At 65.7% G+C, this 18,907-nt stretch carries 15 protein-coding genes; 7 read left to right on the forward strand and 8 right to left on the reverse strand.

The genetic code is table 11. The annotated features are described in order from the left end of the window. Positions 1 to 9: 9 nt before the first annotated feature. Together QW861_RS21995 and QW861_RS22000 are read left to right on the forward strand one after the other, a co-directional pair. Positions 10 to 810 (forward strand): xanthine dehydrogenase family protein subunit M, encoded by an 801-nt coding sequence (locus QW861_RS21995; protein WP_316172905.1) that lies wholly within the window; start codon positions 10 to 12, stop codon positions 808 to 810. A 285-nt stretch (positions 811 to 1,095) separates the two neighbouring features. After that, entirely contained in the window at positions 1,096 to 2,208 is a 1,113-nt protein-coding gene (locus tag QW861_RS22000; protein ID WP_316172906.1) for a CaiB/BaiF CoA-transferase family protein, read from the forward strand. Between the two features lie 367 nt (positions 2,209 to 2,575). Here QW861_RS22000 and hppD read toward each other — a convergent pair whose 3' ends face one another. Next, the gene (gene hppD, locus QW861_RS22005) at positions 2,576 to 3,694 is read right to left on the reverse strand and encodes a 4-hydroxyphenylpyruvate dioxygenase (protein WP_316172908.1); all 1,119 of its coding nucleotides are present in this window, start codon (positions 3,692 to 3,694) and stop codon (positions 2,576 to 2,578) included. 122 nt (positions 3,695 to 3,816) lie between these two features. Between hppD and QW861_RS22010 the strand changes: the two genes are divergently transcribed. Both QW861_RS22010 and QW861_RS22015 read left to right on the forward strand, forming a co-directional pair. After that, positions 3,817 to 4,296, forward strand: coding sequence for an Lrp/AsnC family transcriptional regulator (locus QW861_RS22010; RefSeq protein WP_316172909.1), 480 nt, complete (start codon positions 3,817 to 3,819; stop codon positions 4,294 to 4,296). Between the two features lie 91 nt (positions 4,297 to 4,387). Beyond that, entirely contained in the window at positions 4,388 to 4,699 is a 312-nt protein-coding gene (locus QW861_RS22015) for a DUF1272 domain-containing protein (RefSeq protein WP_315750772.1), read from the forward strand. An 82-nt stretch (positions 4,700 to 4,781) separates the two neighbouring features. On the opposite strand, the gene fahA is transcribed toward QW861_RS22015, so the two are convergent. The 5 genes from fahA to QW861_RS22040 all read right to left on the reverse strand — a co-directional run bounded on the left by fahA (position 4,782) and on the right by QW861_RS22040 (position 10,460). Beyond that, positions 4,782 to 6,056 carry a fumarylacetoacetase gene (gene fahA, locus QW861_RS22020; RefSeq protein ID WP_315750770.1) on the reverse strand — a complete coding sequence of 425 codons (1,275 nt, stop codon included), beginning with the start codon at positions 6,054 to 6,056 and terminating at the stop codon, positions 4,782 to 4,784. 198 nt (positions 6,057 to 6,254) lie between these two features. Beyond that, positions 6,255 to 7,601, reverse strand: coding sequence for a homogentisate 1,2-dioxygenase (gene hmgA, locus QW861_RS22025; protein ID WP_315750768.1), 1,347 nt, complete (start codon positions 7,599 to 7,601; stop codon positions 6,255 to 6,257). After that, positions 7,601 to 8,557, reverse strand: coding sequence for an MBL fold metallo-hydrolase (locus QW861_RS22030; RefSeq protein ID WP_315750766.1), 957 nt, complete (start codon positions 8,555 to 8,557; stop codon positions 7,601 to 7,603). The genes hmgA and QW861_RS22030 overlap by 1 nt, the downstream gene beginning before the upstream one ends. 27 nt (positions 8,558 to 8,584) lie before the next feature. Beyond that, on the reverse strand, positions 8,585 to 8,812 hold the full coding sequence (locus QW861_RS22035) for a DUF2783 domain-containing protein (protein ID WP_315750764.1): 228 nt from the start codon (positions 8,810 to 8,812) through the stop codon (positions 8,585 to 8,587). A gap of 13 nt (positions 8,813 to 8,825) precedes the next feature. Next, entirely contained in the window at positions 8,826 to 10,460 is a 1,635-nt protein-coding gene (locus QW861_RS22040) for an FAD-dependent oxidoreductase (protein ID WP_315750762.1), read from the reverse strand. Between the two features lie 165 nt (positions 10,461 to 10,625). Between QW861_RS22040 and QW861_RS22045 the strand changes: the two genes are divergently transcribed. After that, positions 10,626 to 11,183 (forward strand): MarR family transcriptional regulator, encoded by a 558-nt coding sequence (locus QW861_RS22045; protein ID WP_315750760.1) that lies wholly within the window; start codon positions 10,626 to 10,628, stop codon positions 11,181 to 11,183. Between the two features lie 135 nt (positions 11,184 to 11,318). Here the strand turns inward: QW861_RS22045 and QW861_RS22050 are convergent, their stop codons facing one another. Further along, the gene (locus tag QW861_RS22050; RefSeq protein ID WP_315750758.1) at positions 11,319 to 13,772 is read right to left on the reverse strand and encodes an adenylate/guanylate cyclase domain-containing protein; all 2,454 of its coding nucleotides are present in this window, start codon (positions 13,770 to 13,772) and stop codon (positions 11,319 to 11,321) included. 259 nt (positions 13,773 to 14,031) lie between these two features. Further along, positions 14,032 to 16,113, reverse strand: coding sequence for an AsmA family protein (locus QW861_RS22055; RefSeq protein WP_315750756.1), 2,082 nt, complete (start codon positions 16,111 to 16,113; stop codon positions 14,032 to 14,034). Between the two features lie 212 nt (positions 16,114 to 16,325). Between QW861_RS22055 and QW861_RS22060 the strand changes: the two genes are divergently transcribed. Both QW861_RS22060 and QW861_RS22065 read left to right on the forward strand, forming a co-directional pair. Then, positions 16,326 to 17,000 (forward strand): Crp/Fnr family transcriptional regulator, encoded by a 675-nt coding sequence (locus tag QW861_RS22060; protein WP_315717001.1) that lies wholly within the window; start codon positions 16,326 to 16,328, stop codon positions 16,998 to 17,000. A 267-nt stretch (positions 17,001 to 17,267) separates the two neighbouring features. Beyond that, positions 17,268 to 18,902, forward strand: coding sequence for a glycosyltransferase family 39 protein (locus QW861_RS22065; RefSeq protein WP_316193484.1), 1,635 nt, complete (start codon positions 17,268 to 17,270; stop codon positions 18,900 to 18,902). Positions 18,903 to 18,907 lie beyond the last annotated feature (5 nt).

Consider the following 18,907-nt stretch of genomic DNA (forward strand, 5'->3'; position numbering starts at 1 on the left):
GGAGCAACCATGTATCAGACGACTTATCATCGTGCCTCCTCGGTCGACGAGGCGGCGGCGCTGTTCGCCAAGGGCAGCGAAGCCAAGTTCCTTGCCGGCGGTCACACCTTGATCCCGGTGATGAAGCAGCGCCTTGCTGCTCCGTCCGATGTCATCGACATCGGCAAGATCAAGGACCTGATCGGGGTGCAGTTGTCGGGCGACACGCTCGTCATCAAGGCCGCGACGACCTACTACGACATCATGACCAATGCCGATGTGAAGAAGGCGATCCCCGCGATCGCCCATCTCACCTCGGTGCTCGGCGATCCCGCGGTGCGCGCCCGCGGCACGATTGGCGGCTCGATCGCGAACAACGATCCGGCGGCGGATTTCCCGGCGGCGCTGATCTCGCTCGGCGCCACCGTGAAGACGAACAAGCGGTCGATCTCGGCGGATGATTTCTTCAAGGGCCTGTTCACGACGGCGCTGGAGGACGGCGAGATCATCACAGAGGTGTCGTTCCCGGTGCCGGAAAAGGCCGGCTACGCCAAGATGCGCCACCCGGCGTCGCGTTTCGCGCTCACTGGCGTGTTCGCCACAAAGACGAAGGGCGGCGACGTCCGCGTTGCGGCCACCGGCGCTTCGCAGAGCGGCGTGATGCGGGTGCCGGCGATCGAGGCGGCGCTGAAGTCGAACTGGTCGGCCTCGGCGATCGACGGGGTCACGGTGTCGGCGTCAGGCCTCTTGAGCGACATCCACGGCTCCGCCGATTACCGTGCCAATCTGGTGAAGGTGATGGCGCAGCGCGCGGTGCAAGCCGCGGGCTGACCTCACGACGCGGATCATTCCGCGCAACGGCACGACAAATTCCATGCGGCGCGCAGCGATGCGCGCCGTTTTGCTTTGCGACATACGGCGCGCTTGCGTTGGCCTGATGCACGCGGGACAATCAAAGGATCAGGAAACGCATCGCGCGCGTGATGATGTTTGATTGATGCGGACAGCAGCCAAGCACACCCACCCTCCCCTAGAGGCGGAGGGTGAAGGTCACGGCGACCATCTTTGTCCGATCGACCTCATCACGCGCCGAAGCACCGCAGGGACAAGACAAACGTGCTCGACAAGACCGCACCACAGACCGAGACCCGCGCCACCGGACCGCTCGCGGGCTTCCGCATCGTCGAGTTCGCCGGCATTGGACCGGGTCCGTTCGCCTGTATGCTGCTGGCCGACATGGGCGCGGAGGTGGTGACGCTCGATCGCGTCGGTGCGCGCAAGACCATGAAGTCGGTCGCCGGCCGCGGCCGCAAGGTGATCGAGCTCGATCTCAAGGACAAGGGGGTCATCCCCCAGGTGCTCGATCTGCTCGCCGGTGCCGACGCGCTGATCGAGGGTTTCCGGCCCGGCGTGATGGAGCGGCTCGGCCTCGGCCCCGAGGTCGTGCTCGCGCGTAATCCGAGGCTCGTCTACGGCCGCATGACCGGCTGGGGCCAGGACGGACCGCTGGCGCATGCGGCCGGTCACGACATCAACTACATCTCGATTACCGGCGCGCTGGCCGCGATCGGACCCAGGGAGCGGCCGGTGCCGCCGCTCAACCTGGTCGGGGATTTCGGCGGCGGCGCGCTCTATCTGGTCGTCGGTGTGCTTGCCGCACTGCTCGAAGCCTCGAAGTCCGGTAAGGGGCAGGTGGTGGATACCGCGATGTGCGACGGCGCGGCCTCGCTGCTCGCGATGTTCTTCGACCTCACCGCGATGGGCCGCTGGACCGAGGGGCGCGAGCGCAACTTCCTCGACGGCGGCGCGCACTTCTACGGCGTCTACGAATGCGCCTGTGGCAACTTCATCTCCATCGGCTCGATCGAGCCACAGTTCTACGCGCTGCTGCGGCAGCATGCCGACCTCTCCGATCCCGCCTTCGACGCGCAGATGGACCCGCGCGCCTGGCCGGCGCTGAAGGAGAAGCTGGTCGCGGTGTTCAAGAGCAAGACGCGCGAGGAATGGTGCGCGATCATGGAGGGCACCGACATCTGCTTCGCGCCGGTGCTGACGATGTCGGAGGCGCCGAAGCATGCGCACATGGCCGCGCGTGGCGTGTTCGTCGAGCGGCACGGCGTGACGCAGCCCGCGCCGGCGCCAAGGTTCTCGCGGACGCCGTCGAATATCCGCGAGCCGGAGGTGACGGAGATCGGCGCTGTGGTAAGCGCTTGGCAGGCAGGGCGGTAAAGCTCGATCGCTGCAGCAGCGCCGATCGAGCGCTGCTCGACTGTTCCGATGTCAACGAGTTGGCTACGCCGTCGCCTCAATCTCAGTGTCGTCCCCGCGAACGCGGGGACCCATAACCACCGGCCGTCCTGAGACGACGATTATCTGTCGCCGTGCCTCATCGACGCACCCTGCGGTATGGGTCCCGAGTCGGTGCCCAACGCCGCTTACGCGCCGTCGGGCTTGCCCGGAACGACAGTTGAGAGTTTGGCGGCAAACTGCCTCCAATCACGCCGTCATTGCCAGCGAAGCCAAGCATTCCAGGGACAGACGGAAGTCTGGATTGCTCGTCGCTCCGCTTCCCGCAATGACGGCCTGCTTCCTTCGCCTACTCCGCCGCCTCCACCTTCAGCACGCCGCGGCGGATCTGGTCTTCCTCGATCGACTCGAACAGCGCCTTGAAGTTGCCTTCGCCAAAGCCGTCGTCGCCCTTGCGCTGGATGAACTCGAAGAAGATCGGCCCGACCGCATTGGCCGAGAAGATCTGCAGCAACACCTTGGTGTGACCACCGGCGACGACTCCTTCGCCATCGATCAGGATGCCGTTTCTCTGCAGCCGGGCGAGGTCCTCGCCATGTTTGGGCAGGCGAGACTCGATGCGCTCGAAATAGGTGTCGGGCGGCGACGGCATGAACGGCAGGCCTGATGCGCGCAGGCCCTCGACGGTGGCGTAGATGTCGCGGGCGCCGCAAGCAATGTGCTGGATGCCTTCACCGCGATAGATCTTGAGATACTCCTCGATCTGCCCGGAATCGCCGGCATCCTCGTTGATCGGAATCCGAATCTTGCCGTCGGGGCTGGTCAGCGCGCGCGAGAACAGGCCAGAGGCGCGGCCCTCGATGTCGAAGAAGCGGATCTGGCGGAAGTTGAACAGTTTTTCGTAGAAGCCGGCCCAGACGTCCATGCGGCCGCGATGTACATTGTGGGTCAGATGATCGATGTAGTACAGGCCGGAGCCTGCGGGGCGCGGGTCGCGCGCGCCGGTCCACTCGAATTCGAGATCATAGGCCGAGCCCTTGGCGCCGTAGCGATCGACCAGATACAGCAGGCTGCCGCCGATGCCCTTGAGCGCGGGCACGTCGAGCGTCTTCTGAGCCGGCGGCAGATCGGCCGGCTCGGCACCGAGCGCGATCGCCCGCGCATAGGCCTTCTTCGCATCGACGACGCGGAACGCCATCGACGGCGCACACGGCCCGTGCGCGGCGACGAAGTCGTGGCCGTGGCTGCCGGGCTCCTCGTTGACGAGATAGTTGATGTCGCCCTGGCGATACAGCGTGATCGCCTTGGTCTTGTGGCGCGCGACCGCGGCGAAGCCCATCAGCTTGAACAGCGCGTGCAGCTCGCTTGCTTCGGGGTGCGCATATTCGACGAACTCGAAGCCGTCCGTGCCCATCGGGTTGTCGGCGGAGATGGTGGCAGGAGGCGCATCGTGCGGAAATGGACCCATCGGGGGAAGCTCCTTCAGCTTGATGGACCGATCATCTCCCGAATTCCGCGCACAGGGCATGCAAACCATTGTCATTTTCGCCTGGATATGCACGATCCATGCACGACCAGAGGAAATGGCGCATGATTTCGGTCGACAGCTTCGATCTCCGTATCCTGGCCGCGCTGCAGGACGACGGCCGGCTCACAAACCAGGAGCTGGCCGACATCGCCGGCCTGTCGGCCTCGCAGTGCTCGCGGCGCCGGATGCGGCTGGAGCAGGACGGCGTGATCGCGGGGTATCGCGCGCAGCTCGCCAGCCAGGCGCTCGGCTTCGAGCTGATTGCCTTCATCCAGATCACCCTGGCGACGCATTCGCCCGACAACGCGCAGAAGTTTCGCACGCTGGTCAACCGCGTCGACGACATCCAGGAGGCCTACGCGCTGACCGGCGATTCCGACTATCTGCTCAAGGTGGTGCTGCGCGATCTCAAGAGCTTGTCCGACATCGTCAACAACGTGCTGATGCCGCACCAGAGCGTGGCGCATGTCCGCTCCTCGATCGTGCTCGACCGCCTCAAGGAGAGCGCGAAGCTGCCGCTGGCTTCGCTATCGACCGACTGAGCGTCTGCGGCGCAAATCGAGGGAAATGCGTCCTTCAACATCGCCAGCGCTTTTGCGACAGTGACCGTGTCCCCTGATCTGCGAGACGACCATGGCCCTGCAGCTTCGGCCCAATTGCGAATATTGCGACAAGGACCTGCCGCCCTCGGCAACAGATGCGCGCATCTGCTCCTACGAATGCACGTTCTGCGCCGACTGCGTCGAGACCAAGCTGTTCAATGTCTGCCCGAACTGCGGCGGCGGCTTTGCGCCCAGGCCGATCCGGCCCAGCCGCGAGTGGCGGTCGGGAGCTTGCGTGACGAAGCAACGGCCGTCCGACACGCGCGTGCATCTGAAATATGCGGCGGAGGACGTTGCGGCATTCGTGGCTGGTGTGAAGGACGTTATGCCAGAGGACCGCTAGATCTTCGTCATAGCGAGCGCAGCGAAGCAATCCAGGGCTGCGGACACGACTCTGGATTGCTTCGCTACGCTCGCAGTGACGCCTACTCCGCCGCCACGATCGTGCCTTCGACCTCGCCGAAGCCGACGCGATAGCCCTGCCCCTGGCACCAGCCGTGCATGATGAGGGAGTCACCGTCCTCCAAGAACGAGCGCTTCACGCCACCGGCGAGCTCGACCGGCTCGGTGCCGTTCCAACTGATCTCCAGCAGGCTGCCGCGCTGGTGCTTTTCCGGACCGGAGATGGTGCCGCTCCCCAGGAGATCGCCGACACTCATGGCACAGCCGGACGAGGCATGGTGCATCAGCTGCTGCACGCTCGACCAGTACATGTACTTGAAATTGGTCTGCGCGATGGTCTGCGCGGCGTTGCTGCCGGAGGCGCGCAAGGCCACGTCGAGGGAGAGATCGTAGTTCTGCGCCTCCTTCTGCTGCAGGTAGGGCAGCGGCGTTGGATCCTGCGTTGGCCCCGACACGCGGAACGGCTCCAGCGCCTCCCGCGTCACCACCCACGGGCTGATCGACGTCGCAAACGCCTTGGCCTGGAACGGGCCGAGGGGCACATATTCCCATTGCTGGATGTCGCGCGCGCTCCAGTCGTTGAGCAGCACGAAGCCGAAGATCATCGCCCCCGCCTGCGCCTCGGTCAGCATCTCGCCGAGCGGCGAGGACTGGCCGATGACGACGCCCATCTCCAGCTCGAAATCGAGCCGCTTGCATGGACCGAAGCTCGGCACGTCGGCGCCCGGCGGCTTCAGCTGTCCGCGCGGCCGACGCACTCGGGTGCCCGACACGACCACGGTCGACGCGCGGCCGTTATAGCCGATCGGCATGTGCAGCCAGTTCGGCTGCAGCGCATTGTCCTTGCCGCGGAACATGACGCCGACATTGGTGGCGTGCTCCTTCGACGAATAGAAATCCGTGTAGCCGGCGACATGGAACGGCAGATGCAGCGTAACGTCGGAGCGCGGCAGCAGCGCCCGGCTACGCAACGGCTTGTCGTCGCGCAGCCGCGGATTGTCCTGGCGCAAGAGGGCGCTGATCGCAGCCCGCGTCTTCGACCACACGGCGGGGCCGAGCGCCATGAAGGCATTCAGCGAGGATTGCGCGAACACCTCATAGGCCGGCGCCAGATCGAGCAGGCCTTCGTCCTCGAGCACCGCGAGGTCGAGGACGACGTCGCCGATCGCCACGCCGACGCGCGGCTTCGGCGAGTCGGCGGCGGAGAACACGCCGTAGGGCAGGTTCTGGATCGGGAAGTCGGAAGACGGATCGACCGGGATGAAGGAGCGGAGCGAGGGATCGTTGGGGTGGGGCACAGTTGTCTTCCTGAGTTCGGACCATGTCTCCGCTCGTCATTCCGGGGCGCGCGCAGCGCGAGCCCGGAATCCATAGCAACGGGCAGATGTGTGGGGCACAGTGGTTGTGGCCGAGCTTTGCATCCCCACGGCCGATCGTGGTTATGGATTCCGGGCTCGCCGCTGCGCGGCGCCCCGGAATGACGGCGGAGGTCGTGGCTACGGCCGGTTCGGATCGAAGCGCTTTTCGAGCCCGTTCCAGCAATCGGCATAGTCCGGCTGCAAGGTGCCGGACTCCGCCGCATGCTTCGTGATGCGCTGGGGAAAGCGAGTTTCGAACATGAAGGCCATGGTGCCTGTGAGCTTGACCGGCTTCAACTCGCCATTGCTGGCGTGATCGAACGCCTCGCGATCCGGCCCGTGCGGCAGCATGCAGTTGTGCAGGCTCATGCCACCCGGCACAAAGCCCTGCGGCTTGGCGTCGTAGACGCCGTAGATCAGCCCCATGAACTCCGACATGATGTTCATGTGATACCACGGCGGACGGAAGGTGTTGTCGGCCACCATCCAGCGCTCGGGGAAGATCACGAAGTCGATGTTGGCGGTGCCGGCCGTCTCCGACGGCGAGGTCAGCACGGTGAAGATGGACGGATCGGGATGGTCGAAGCCGATGGCGCCGACCGGCGAGAAGGTGCGCAGGTCGTATTTGTAGGGCGCGTAGTTGCCGTGCCAGGCGACGACGTCGATCGGAGAATGTTCGAGCTCGGTCTTGAACAGCGCGCCGCCCCACTTGACGTAGAGCTCGGTCGGGGTGTCCTTGTCCTCGTAGGAGGCGACCGGCGTCAGGAAGTCGCGGGCATTGGCGAGGCAGTTGGCGCCGATCGGTCCGCGCTCCGGCAGCGTGAAGGCGCCGCCATAGTTCTCGCAGAGATAGCCGCGCGCCGGCCCCGCCGGGATCTCGACCCGGAACTTGACGCCGCGCGGGATCACGACGATCTCGCCGGGCTCCGCATCGATGCGGCCGAACTCGGTGACGAGCTTGAGGCGCCCCTGCTGCAGGACGAACATCAGCTCGCCGTCGGCATTGTAGAAATGCTGGTCGACCATCGACTTGGTGATGACGTAGACATGCGCGGCCATGCCGGCCTGCGTCGCGGCGTCGCCGGCCGTCGTCATGGTCTGCACGCCCTGCAGGAACGTCACATCGCCCGATGGCAACGGTGTCGGATCCCAGCGCAGTTGCTGCACCGTGATCTCCTGCTCGTGGCAGGGCGCGGTGCGCCACAGCCCGGCATCGACCTTGGCGAAGCGGCCGGAATGCTTCACCGACGGACGGATGCGATACAGCCAGGAGCGCTCGTTGGACCCGCGCGGCGCGGTGAACGGCGAACCCGAGAGTTGCTCGGCATAGAGCCCGTAGGCGCAGCGCTGCGGCGAGTTGCGCCCGATCGGCAGCGCGCCGGGCAGCGCCTCGGTCTCGAACGAATTGCCGAAGCCGGACATGTAGCCCGGCGTCACCTGCCCGGTGGCGCGGTTGAGCTGGTCAGGCGATGTGTTGACGTTCATCATCCTTCTCCTTGCAGGCGGGCCCACATCTCGCGGTCGCGCTCGGCGGTCCAGATCACGGGATCGTCGATGCCGCTGGCCTCGTCATAGGCGCGCGACACGTTGAACGGCAGGCAGTGCTCGTAGATGGCGAAGCTCGAGAATTTCGGATCCATCACCTCGCGCGTCGCCGCCATCGACTCCTTCAGGCTGCGTCCCTTCGCGACCGACATCTCGGCCGCGCCATACAGCGACGTGACGAAGTCGCGCGTCATGGCGATCGCCTCGCGCACGGTGGCCTCGCCCTTCAGCGCATCGCCGCGACCGGGCGCGATCGCCTTGGGATTGAAGTCGCGGATCTCGTTCAAGGTCGACGGCCATTCGCGCAAATAGGCATCGCCGCAATAACAGGCCGAGTGATATTCGATGAGATCGCCGGAGAACATCACCTCGGCGTCCGGCACCCAGGCGACGATGTCGCCGGAGGTGTGGCCCGCGCCGAGTTGGATCAGCTGCACCTCGCGCTTGCCGAGATGGATCGTCATCTCGCCCTCGAAGGTCAGGGTCGGCCAGGTCAGGCCGGGAATGCTCTCGGCGTCCTGGAACAGGCGCGGGAAACGGCCGTATTCGGAGTCCCAATCCTGCTGGCCGCGCTCGACGATCAGCCGGTGCGTCTCCTGCGAGGCGACGATGCCCTGCGCATGATAGGCCGAGGCGCCGAGCACGCGCACGGCGTGGTAGTGCGACAGCACGACATATTTGATCGGCTTGTCGGTGACGGTCTTGACCCGCTCGATCACCTTGTTGGCCATCGCCGGCGTCGCCTGCGCGTCGAACACGATGCAGCCGTCGTCGCCGACGATCACCGCAGAGTTCGGATCGCCCTCCGCCGTGAAAGCATAGAGATCCGGGCCGATCTCCGAGAAGGTGACCTTCTTCTCGGCGAGATCCGTGGTCGATGCGAAACCCTTCGCCATCACTTCATTCCTTGTGTGCGCAGCAGCCTATTGCTGCTGCTGTTGTTGCTGTTGGCCGGCATCCGCCATGCTGCGTTTCGCCAGCGCGATCGCCTCGCCCAGCACACCGATGTCACCGATGTGATTGGCGAGGATCAGGACCAATGCCGCATCGAGATCGGCGCTTTCGAGGTCCGAGAGGCCCCGATGCGCTTCGACAATGGCGCGGAAGGCATCGTCGGGCTTGGCGAAATTGGAGGCGGTCGAGAGCGTCATCGTTGCGGCTTCCTCAGTTCAGGCCGGAGGCGCGGGCGACCGCCGCCGCGATCGCGGCGCGGCGCGGGTGGCGGAAGCGCGCCGCGACATAGCCATCCGGACGCAGCAGATAGGAGGTGCCGGGTTCGGCACCGTAACGCCTGCCCGCGAAGCCCTCGCTATCGGCAAGTCCATTCGGACCGCCGATGCTGACGACACCGACATCGTCGGGTACATCGATCGCCTCACCATTGGCAAAAGACAGCAGGGTGAAGCGCCGGCCCTGAGCATTGAATGCATCGGTAAGGTGAAGGTGCCGTCCGTCTGCCGTCTCGAGGGGCGCATCCGGCATCGATGTTCCCGGACGAGGGCCACTGTGCCAGGCCTCGTCGTCTTCGGTCGACAACGGCGTCTGGTAGACCGAGGGAACCGACAGCCGGCCGCCATTGACCATGCGCTTGCCGAATTCGGTGTCCCTGGCGAGCGCGAGCACCACCTTGCGCAGCCGCGCTTCCTGGTGCGAATTCGGCGCCATGAAATCCGTCGCCCGCGTGGATTCGCGAATGTTTTCGTCGGCGGCCGCGCTTCGCTCCAGATGGTAGGTTTCGAGCAGCGTCGCGGGCGAGGTTCCGCGCAGCACGCGATCGAGCTTCCAGGCCAGATTCTCGGCATCCTCGAGCCCCGAATTGGCACCGCGCGCGCCGAACGGCGAGACCTGATGGGCGGAATCGCCAGCGAAGACGACGCGACCATGAATGAAGCGCTCCATGCGCCGGCACTGGAATTTGTAGAGCGAGATCCATTCGAATTCGAACTGATCATGGCCGAGCATGCGCGCGATCCGGGGCCGCACATTCTCCGGCTGCTTCTCGACGTTGGGATCGGCATAGCGGCTGAGCTGCAGGTCGATGCGCCAGACATTGTCCGGCTGCCGGTGCAACAGCGCCGAGCGCCCGGCATGGAACGGCGGATCGAACCAGAACCAGCGCTCGGTGGGGAATTCGGCCGTCATCCTGACGTCGGCGATCAGGAACTGATCCTCGAACACCTTGCCGGAAAAACCCGCGCCGACCATCTGGCGCAGCGACGAGCGCGCGCCGTCGCAGGCGATCACATATTGCGCCGACAGCCGATAGGGGCCGTCCGGCGTCTCGATCGTCAGCACGACATGATCGTTGCGCTGTTCGAGCGCGGTGACCTTGTTGCGCCAGCGCAGCGAGATCGCCGGCAGCGCGTTGACGCGATCGACCAGATAGGCCTCGGCGTAGAACTGCTGCAGGTTGATGAAGGCCGGCCGCTTGTGCCCGGGCTCCGGCAGCAGGTTGAACTGATAGAGCTCGGACGGACCGTGAAAGATGCGGCCGACGTTCCACACCACGCCCTTGTCGACCATCCGGTCGCCAACGCCGAGGCGATCCCAATATTCCAGCGAGCGCTTGGAGAAGCAGATCGCGCGCGAGCCCTCGCCGATCCGGTCGGCATCATCGAGCACCACGACCGCATGGCCGCGCTGCGCAAGATCGATGGCAAACGACAGCCCGACGGGACCCGCACCCACGACGACGACCGGATGCGCGGCCGGCGTGGCCTGATCCTGGTCTTCGTGCCGATGATAGCCGAACTGAACCTTCGCCTGGCTCGCGCCCTGCCCCGGATTGGCCTGCACCATGGCTTGCTCGCCTTGTGGTTTTCTTGGACTTTCGAAGCGACGACTTTCGAAGCGACCGACATTTCCTCGGGCGAGGCATCTGGCCGTCTTGCCAGATAGTCTCACCTGCAACTATTCTAAAGCCGACGGCTTCGGCCGCGTCAACTCAAAAATCGGAGCGCGATCTTGGCGAAGCCATCTACCGCGGCGTCCAGGCGGCAGGCGAAGCCGGTCGAGGATGACCGAAATGCCGCAGTGCCGCAGGACGACGAGCGGCTCGACCTGTTCAAGTTCGCGCCATTCCGGCTCAACCGTCTGGCCGCCGAGGTCAGCGCGGCGCTCGCCGTCGAATATCGGGAGCGCTACGGGCTCGACATTCCGGAATGGCGCGTGCTGGCGACGCTCGGCTTCCGCCGCGAGGCCTGCAGCGCGCAATATGTCGCAGCGTGCACCCGCACGCACAAATCGACCATCAGCCGGGCCGTGACGTCGTTGCTGGAGCGGCGGCTGATCGAGCGCGTCGAGAACGCCGAGGATCGCCGCGAGTTCCGTCTGCGCCTGACACGTAAGGGCAAGACGCTGTACGAGGAGCTGATCCCGCGTTTGCAGCAGCGCGAGCGCGAAATCATGGCATGCCTGTCCGCCGACGAGCGCAAGACGTTCGACCGCCTGATCGGCAAGATCGAGGCAAGCCTCGATCTGATCCAGACCAGCGAGGAGGCCGATGCGAAGCAGGCCTATTGAGCCGAGCTTCGTCGGGTGGGTAAAGCGCCGAAGGCGACCGGTGCCCACCATCCTTCGTCAAATGACAGCGATGGGCACGGGGGCGCGCGAGACTGCCGTCGACGACGAGCAAGGCGCCACGCGCCTTTGCCGGCCCTACTTGTTAGTCGCCGACGATCGCCGCCGCTCCTCGACTTCGACCACGTCGGCGCCCTCCCCCCGCCAGCGCAAGATCTCCATCGCCAGCACCGGGTGATTGAAGCCCTTGAGATGCAGGTCATCGATCGGCCTGGCATCGACCGACTGTTCGACGACGCCGAACACCCGGCGCGACACGATCACTTGGCCTGCCTTGGCCTCGTCGCACAGCCGCGAGGCGAGATTGGTGACGCTGCCGATCGCGGCGTATTCGAGCCGGTGCTCGAAGCCGACCTGGCCGAGCGTCGCATATCCCAGTGCGATGCCGACGCCGAACCCCAGGCTGTGGCCGCGATTTTTCCAGCGCTCCGTCAATTGGCCGATCTCGTCGCGCATTTCGAGCGCCATCTTCACCGCGCGCGTCGTGTGGTCCTCGAACGGGATTGGCGCATTGAACAGGATCATCACGCCGTCGCCGGCATAGCGATCGAGCGTGCCCTCATATTTGAAGATGAGCTTGCCCAGCGCGGCGTGATATTCACGGAGCACGTTCATCGCCTCTTCGGGCTCGGTCGTCTCGGTAAACGCTGTGAAGCCGCGCAGATCGCAGAACACCACCGTGACCTCGCGGCGGTGGCTTTCCAGCAGCGCATCATGGCCGTCCGACGACGCGATGATCTGCGCCACCTGCGGCGCCAGGAAGCGCTCCAGCCGCCTGATCCGCTCGATCTCCGCCAGTTGCTTCTCGACGCGCTCCTCGAGCGACTTGTTCCATTCGCGCAGCTGCTCGGTCTGCTCGGTGAGCTTTTCGGCCTGCTGCTGCACCGTCGCGTGGGTCAGCGCCAGCTCGCGGCCCTTCTGATCGACCTCGGTGAACAGTCGTGCGTTGCGCATCGCCAGCACGGCCTGGTTGGCGAACGTTCGCATCAGTCCGATCAGGTTCGGCGGGAACGTACCGGCCGACCGGCGGAGCACCACGAGCGCGCCGAGCACGCCCTGCTGATCGACCAGCGGCGTGAACAGCACGGCGTGAAAGCCGGCGGCGACCGCGACGTCGCGCAGCGGGTGATCGGGCGCGTTTTCCAGCTCGGCGATCGCGATCGGCTCGCCGCTGCGCACGGAGTCGGAGAGCAGGCTCGTCCGCTCGTCCAGCACATTGTGCGGGCCGTCCCGGTCGACGCCCTTGGCCTCCACCAGCCTGAAGCGGCGTTCGGCGGCCTCATAGGAATAGATCAGCACGGCGTCGGTCTTGGTGATCTCCAGCGCCCGGGCCGCCACCGTCGGCAGCACCGCATTGAGATCGAGCGAGGAGGCCACCGCGCGGCCAACCTCCTCGAGCACCTTCAGCTCATTGATCGACTGGGCCAGATCCCGCGTGCGTTCCTCGACCTTGGCTTCCAGCACGGCATAGGACTGCGCGAGCTGGCCGGCCATGCTGTTGAACTGATCGGCGAGCTCCTCCAGTTCGTCATGCGTCCTCACCTCGATGCGCTGGGCGAAATCGCCGGCGCCGAGCTTGCGCGCGCCGGCGCGCAACGCGGTGATCGGGATGAGCATGCGTCGCGCCAGCACCGAGCCCGCGAGGATCGCAACCGCAAGGCCGAGCGCGATCAACAGCGCACCGCGCAACAGCTGATCGCGGATCGGCGCCAGCGCGTGAGCCGTGGACTGCTCGAAGAACACGGCCCAGCCGAGCTTGGGCAGCGTCGCGGCCGCCGAGAGCACCGCGTGCCCCTCGCCGTCGGTGCCGGAGGCCAGCGGCTCGCCATCCGGCGTGAGCACCGCCGCGACCTGCGGCAGCTTGGAGAGGTCCTGACCGACCGCCGGTCCCCTCGCCGAGCTCGCCAACACCTGGCCCCGCGGATCGACCACGTAGGCGGTGCCGACCTTGCCGATCTGCGCCTCGGTCATGAAGTCTTCGAGAAAGTCGAGGTCGATGTCGGCCACGGTCACACCGGCATTGAAGCCGGAATGCGCGACCGAGATCGACATCATCGGCTGCGCGCCCTTGAAGGTCACGGCGGAGAAATTGCTTCCGTGCGTGACGGTGTCGGTGAAGCGCAGATCGCGTGACAAGTCGTTGCCCGAGGCAAACGAGATCGAGGTGCGCGACACGCGGAGCTGTTCCCGGCCCTGGCCGTCGAGCTGATACAGCTGCCGCACAGCCGGCGCCTGACTCAGCAGTTGTACATAGTCGGCGCGGCGGAGCTCCAGCGTATTGGCGCTCGCCCGCGTCACCCAGCTGATCTGTCGCTGCAGATCCGAGAGCGCCTGATCGATCCGCCGGGCGCTGGCGTTGGCCTTTTCGGCCATGGCGGCGGTCAGGCTCGCCTTGGTGGACTGATAGCTGATCCAGGTTTCGGTCGCGCCATTCACGGCCAGGACGAACACGACGAGCCCGACCAGCGACACGACGTATTTGGCGAACAGGCCCTGCCGCAACGACCAGCCTCTGTTCTCGACCTCGTTCATCCGGACCCCTCACGCGCATCATCGCCGAGGTCAGCCTCGGACAAGCGCGTCCGCTGCCGTCCTCGCGGCAGCAACACTTTGGAGGCGGGACCGCTCGGGTGCGAGACGGTCCGTCGCCGGCACCCGTTTAGCACAGAATGGCATGCACAGCGGCGACCATGCCGGCGCCCCGCGCCAACTCGTTATTGCTCGGCTGGTCCTGAATCGCATGCACCGCTCGAGGAGATTCTCCGCGGGCTCGGTCGATCGCGGCTATATATTACCTATTGAAGATGCGCTTCAGAACGTCGTTCATCGGCTGGCTGTCCTGCACACCCTCCTGCAAGGGCTCGGCGGGAGCTGCCTCCGCCGCGCCCCGGCCGTCGTCGCCCGGAGGCCGAGAAACAGCGCCGTCCTGAGGCGCAACCAGCGTACGGCCGCGGCTCTTGGCTGGCGGCTGCGCGGCCTGCAGTCCTTGCTGAATCAGATTGCCGATCGCCGATCCGAGATCGCCGCCGAGCAGGTCGGATTGGCCGGCCGCCGGGGCCTGCGCATTCGGGGCTGCCGTTGACGGCGCGCCGTTCGGACCAGCAGCACCGGTGGGCGCAGAATTTCCGATGAGGCCGCCGATGCCGTTGATCAAATTGTTCAGCCCGACCCCGTCCTTGCCGAACAGGCCCTGGCCCATCTGCTTGAGCCTGGCGTAGGCAGCATCCGGATTGTCGAGGATGCCGGCCATGTCGGGGTAGAAGCGCGGCTGACTCCAGGGGCCGTCGATGACGACGGGAATCCCGAGGCCTATCGGCTCCGAGGTGCGGCCCTGCCCCTCGGTCGTCATCACGAGCTTCGGCTCGACCCGCATCGCCAGCGCCCGATTCCCCAGATCGATCGTCCCCGTACCGGTGACTTTGACCAGCGGTCCGACCAAGTTGAGGTCACTGGTGGCGGCCTGCCCGCGCTCGACCTGAAACGAGGCCGAGAGCTGCGTGAGATCGGTCGTCAGTTCCTTCGAATCCTGCCATCCCGACAGCGGATTGGACGTCAATGAGCGGATCATCTGCGCAACGTTGATGCCGCGGATCGCGCCGTCCTGGAACAGCAGGAACGCCGAGCCGCTCAGGTTGCTCATGAGAGCCTGCTGGCTGGCGCCGCTGGAGCGCAAGGCCAGCTTGCCCTGCATCCGCGCATCGAGCTTGTCGAATCCGGCGACGCTCGAGAGCAGCGGCAGCGCCCGGATGCCGACGAGATCACAGTGCATCGCATAGGCCGGATTGCCCGTGGAGGCGTCGATCACGACCTCGCCACTGGCCTGCCCCTCATAGGCGCCGAGATTGGCGACGGTCGCCTTCAGCAGGCCGCCGGCCAGCGAGGCTTCGAGATCGAGCGGACCGAGGCGAGCCCCGGAGAGAACGACATCCGTCGCCGACAGCTTCACGCGCGCATCGACGTAGTTCAGACCCCGCAAGTCGATTGCCGCCGTGCTCCATCCCGACGCGCCGGCAGAGCCCTGCGCGGCAGGCGCTCCCAAGTCGAGCCGGCGAACGTCGAGATCGACCTTCACCAGCGGCTTGCTCGCCAGATCGACCGAGGCCCAGCCGTTGAAATCGCCGTCGCCAAGCGTGCCGCTGAGGCCGTTGATCATCACCACCGGGCCATTCAGCCGAACGTCGGCGCGGCCGGCAAGACTCCCGCGGAATGCAGAAGCCATGTCGATCTTGAAATCGACCGGCAGCGTCTGGCGCTCAATAGGCAGCGCGGGCGCGGCCGCTGTGAGGTCGAAGGTCACCGGACGGTCGCCGGCCCGGGCCGTACCCGTGATCTTGACCTTGCCATCGGACAGAGACGCCGTCGCGCCGATGCCCTCGAGCCGATTCTCGACGCGGTCGCGCGGGTTGGAGAGGACGACGGCGCCGTCCCTGACGGTGACCCGTTCGATCCGGGCCGCAAGCGCCGCTTCCGGCTTCGCCGAGGCACGGCTGCGGGGCCCATTGTCCCGCAGCCGTTCGCGCAGCAACGGCAGATAAAGTGTGGGCTTGTCGATGATGATCTCGCTGATGTCGGGCCGGCCGGACCACAGGCTCGACAGCGCCACGTCGGCCTGCAGCTTGCCGATCGTCAGCCGATTGTTGCCGTCACGCTCCTTCGGATCCTGCAGGGTGATGTCCGTCAGGGTCGCATGCAGCGACGGCCACAGGCTGACGCTCGCCGAGCCGGCGATGCTCAGGCGATAGCCGGTGTCACGCTCGACGCGGTCCTGGATGGCCACCGTGAGGAAGCTCGCCGGAAGTCCAAAAGCCAGCGCCAGAGCCAGCACGACGATGACGGCGCCAATCAAACCGCCTGCGATCTTCAATGCCTTCATGTCGATGTCCCAAGCGCGAGGCGCGAGCGGTCTCCACGGGTTAGCGTGCGGCAATGCCGACCCGGTTCAATCCGAAATTTTCTCGGAACGAAGACCGCTCCCAGCGCGACCAAAATAGTCGGAAGCCCGTGCGTCATTATGTGACTTATGACACACTTCCGCCCGGGGGGTTTCTGTAACTGAGGCTTTGAACCGTTGCCGAAGGTATAGTGATGAGCAAGCAGGCCGAATTTGCGGTCATTCTGAAGATGAACCCGATGTTCGCCGACCTCGGCGCGGACGAGCTGCAGCGAATCTCGAGCCTGTGCCACACCCAGCATCTGTCGTCGGGCGAGGTGCTGTTCCAGAAGGGCGACCCCGGCAATGCCCTGTTCGGGGTGCGGCGCGGCCAGATTCGCATCGAGACCGGTGCCACCGACGGCAGCCGGCTGACGCTCAACTTCATGGGGCCCGGCGATCTGTTCGGCGAGGTCGCCGTGCTCGACGGGCAGGAGCGCACGGCCGACGCCACCGCCGGTGAAGCGACCGAACTGTTCGTGCTTCGCCGCGAGGATTTCCTCAGCTTCCTGGAACGCGAGCCCAAGGTGGCGATCAGGATCATTCAGCTGCTGTGCCAGCGCATCCGCTGGCAGAGCGAGCGAATGGAGGAATCGGTGCTGCAGCCGCTGCCGGTCCGGCTGGCACGCCGGCTGTGCGCCCTGGCGGAGGATTTCGGCTCCGAGGTTCATATCTCGCAGGAACAGCTTGGCGTCTTCGTTGGCGCGGCGCGTGAAAGCGTGAACCGCCAGTTGCAGGCCTGGCGCAAGGACAAGATCCTGGATCTGCAACGCGGCCGCATCCTTCTGCATGACCTGACCAAGCTGAACACGATCGCACGCAACGACTAATTGGCCGAGCGCGCAGCGTCGCTCACCGCAAATTTGTCGATTGCGGGTCCGGTCCATGGCGGGAACCGCCCGCCATGCATCGTTTCGTATCAGCATCGGCCAAACATGATCGCAATTGGGCCACCACGCCTCACAATTTGCGACATGAACTCTTTTTAACAATTCTAACAGGGTTCAATCCGGCAGCGGAGAGTTCCATTTGCTCGCGCGCGGCGGCGCGCGGGGTGGAGCTTTGCGCGCCAGGCAAGCGTGGTTGGAAGTGACGTCATGAGTCTTGCGTTGCCGGCAATCGCCATCGAGGCCAGTGGTTCTGTTGGCCGTTGGCGCAGAGCTCTCGCGGTCTGGATCGACGCCGTGGAGGACGGCTGGGCCGTTCCGGCCTTGATCATCGGGTTCGTCGCGGTCTGGATGGTGTATTTCTCGATCGCCTATCTCGGGGGCGATCTCCACCAGGACGTGATCGAGACCTGGTCGCTTGGACGCAGCTTCGACTGGGGTTCGACCAAGCATCCGCCGCTGATGGGCTGGGCGGCGTGGGCCTGGACCACCGTGTTTCCGCTGACCAACTGGTCGTTCAACCTGCTGGCGCTGACCAACGCAGCCGTCGGCCTCTTCGCCGTCGACCTCATCACCCGGCGTTTCGCGCGCGGTGACAAGCGGCTGGTCGTGCTGCTGTTGCTCATGCTGCTGCCGGTCTATCAACTGCATGCGCAGCGCTTCAACGCCAACGCCGTGCTGCTGTCGAGCTGGCCGCTGGCGACCTGGTGTTTCCTGCGCTCGTTCGAGACGCGTCACGTCGGCTGGGCCATCGCGGTCGGCCTGACCGGGGCGCTCGCGATGCTCGGCAAGTACTACTCGGTCTTCCTGATCGCGAGCTTTGCGGTCGCAGCGTTGTGCCACGGCGAGCGTCGGGCCTATTTCACCTCGCCCGCGCCGTGGATCGCGGCGCTGTCCGGCCTGGTCGCGCTGGCGCCTCATATCTATTGGCTGGCCACGACCGGCGCCCAGCCGTTCTCGCATGCAATCGAGCATCACGTCGGCAAGACCGCCGTGGCCGCCCTGGTCGAGGGCAGCGGCTTCCTGTTGGCGATGGCCGGCATCGCCGGTATCCCCGGCCTCATATGGCTCGCCATGACGCGGCCTCGCCCCACCCGCGTGCTGAACGATGCGCTCAGCCTCGACTCCGGACTCCGGCTGCTGGCGATGATCAGCATCGGGACCGTGGTGTTCCCCGCACTGGTCTCGATCGTGTTCGGCACCGACATGCCGCCGCTGTGGGGCCTGCAGGGCGTCTTCCTGTTCGTCATCGTGATCGTGTGTGGCGCGAGCTATCACGCCCCCCGCGACATCACTATCAATCTCGCCGTGGCGACGATCGCGATCGCCGCATTCGCGGCCACCGTCGTGGCGCCCCTCCATGCAGTGTACCGGAACTACGTTCCGTTGAACGAGGGCCGCAACTTCTACGAGCCGGCCGTGACCGAGCTGGACCGCCTGTGGCAGACGGCATCGAACGGCGCCCTTGTCTCCGTCGGCGGCGATGACGGCCTCGCCTTTGCCGCAGCGTTCTACAGTCCCGACCATCCGCACTATGAAATGGCGCTGGTGCACCCGCATGAGCTGCAACCTCCGTCCGAAGCGCTGACTGCGCAGGGCTGGGCGGCGCTGTGCTACGACACCGACATCTCCTGCATCTCCGGCATGCAAGCCGCGGCGGCGCAGGCGCGGCGTTCGGTGCGGGCCGATTTCACGCTCCGGACCAAGCTGTTCGGCCTGGAAGGCGCCAGCCAGGGCTTCGTTGCCCTGATCGTGCCGCCTGAGACCGCCGCGCCAGTCGACGGCGCCCCGAGCGGGGGTCTCGATCTCAGCGCACGCCGCCGCATGCCCTCGACCGCGAACTGAAACAG

It is taken from the genome of Bradyrhizobium sp. SZCCHNRI1029, from assembly GCF_032487555.1.
GTDB lineage: Bacteria > Pseudomonadota > Alphaproteobacteria > Rhizobiales > Xanthobacteraceae > Bradyrhizobium.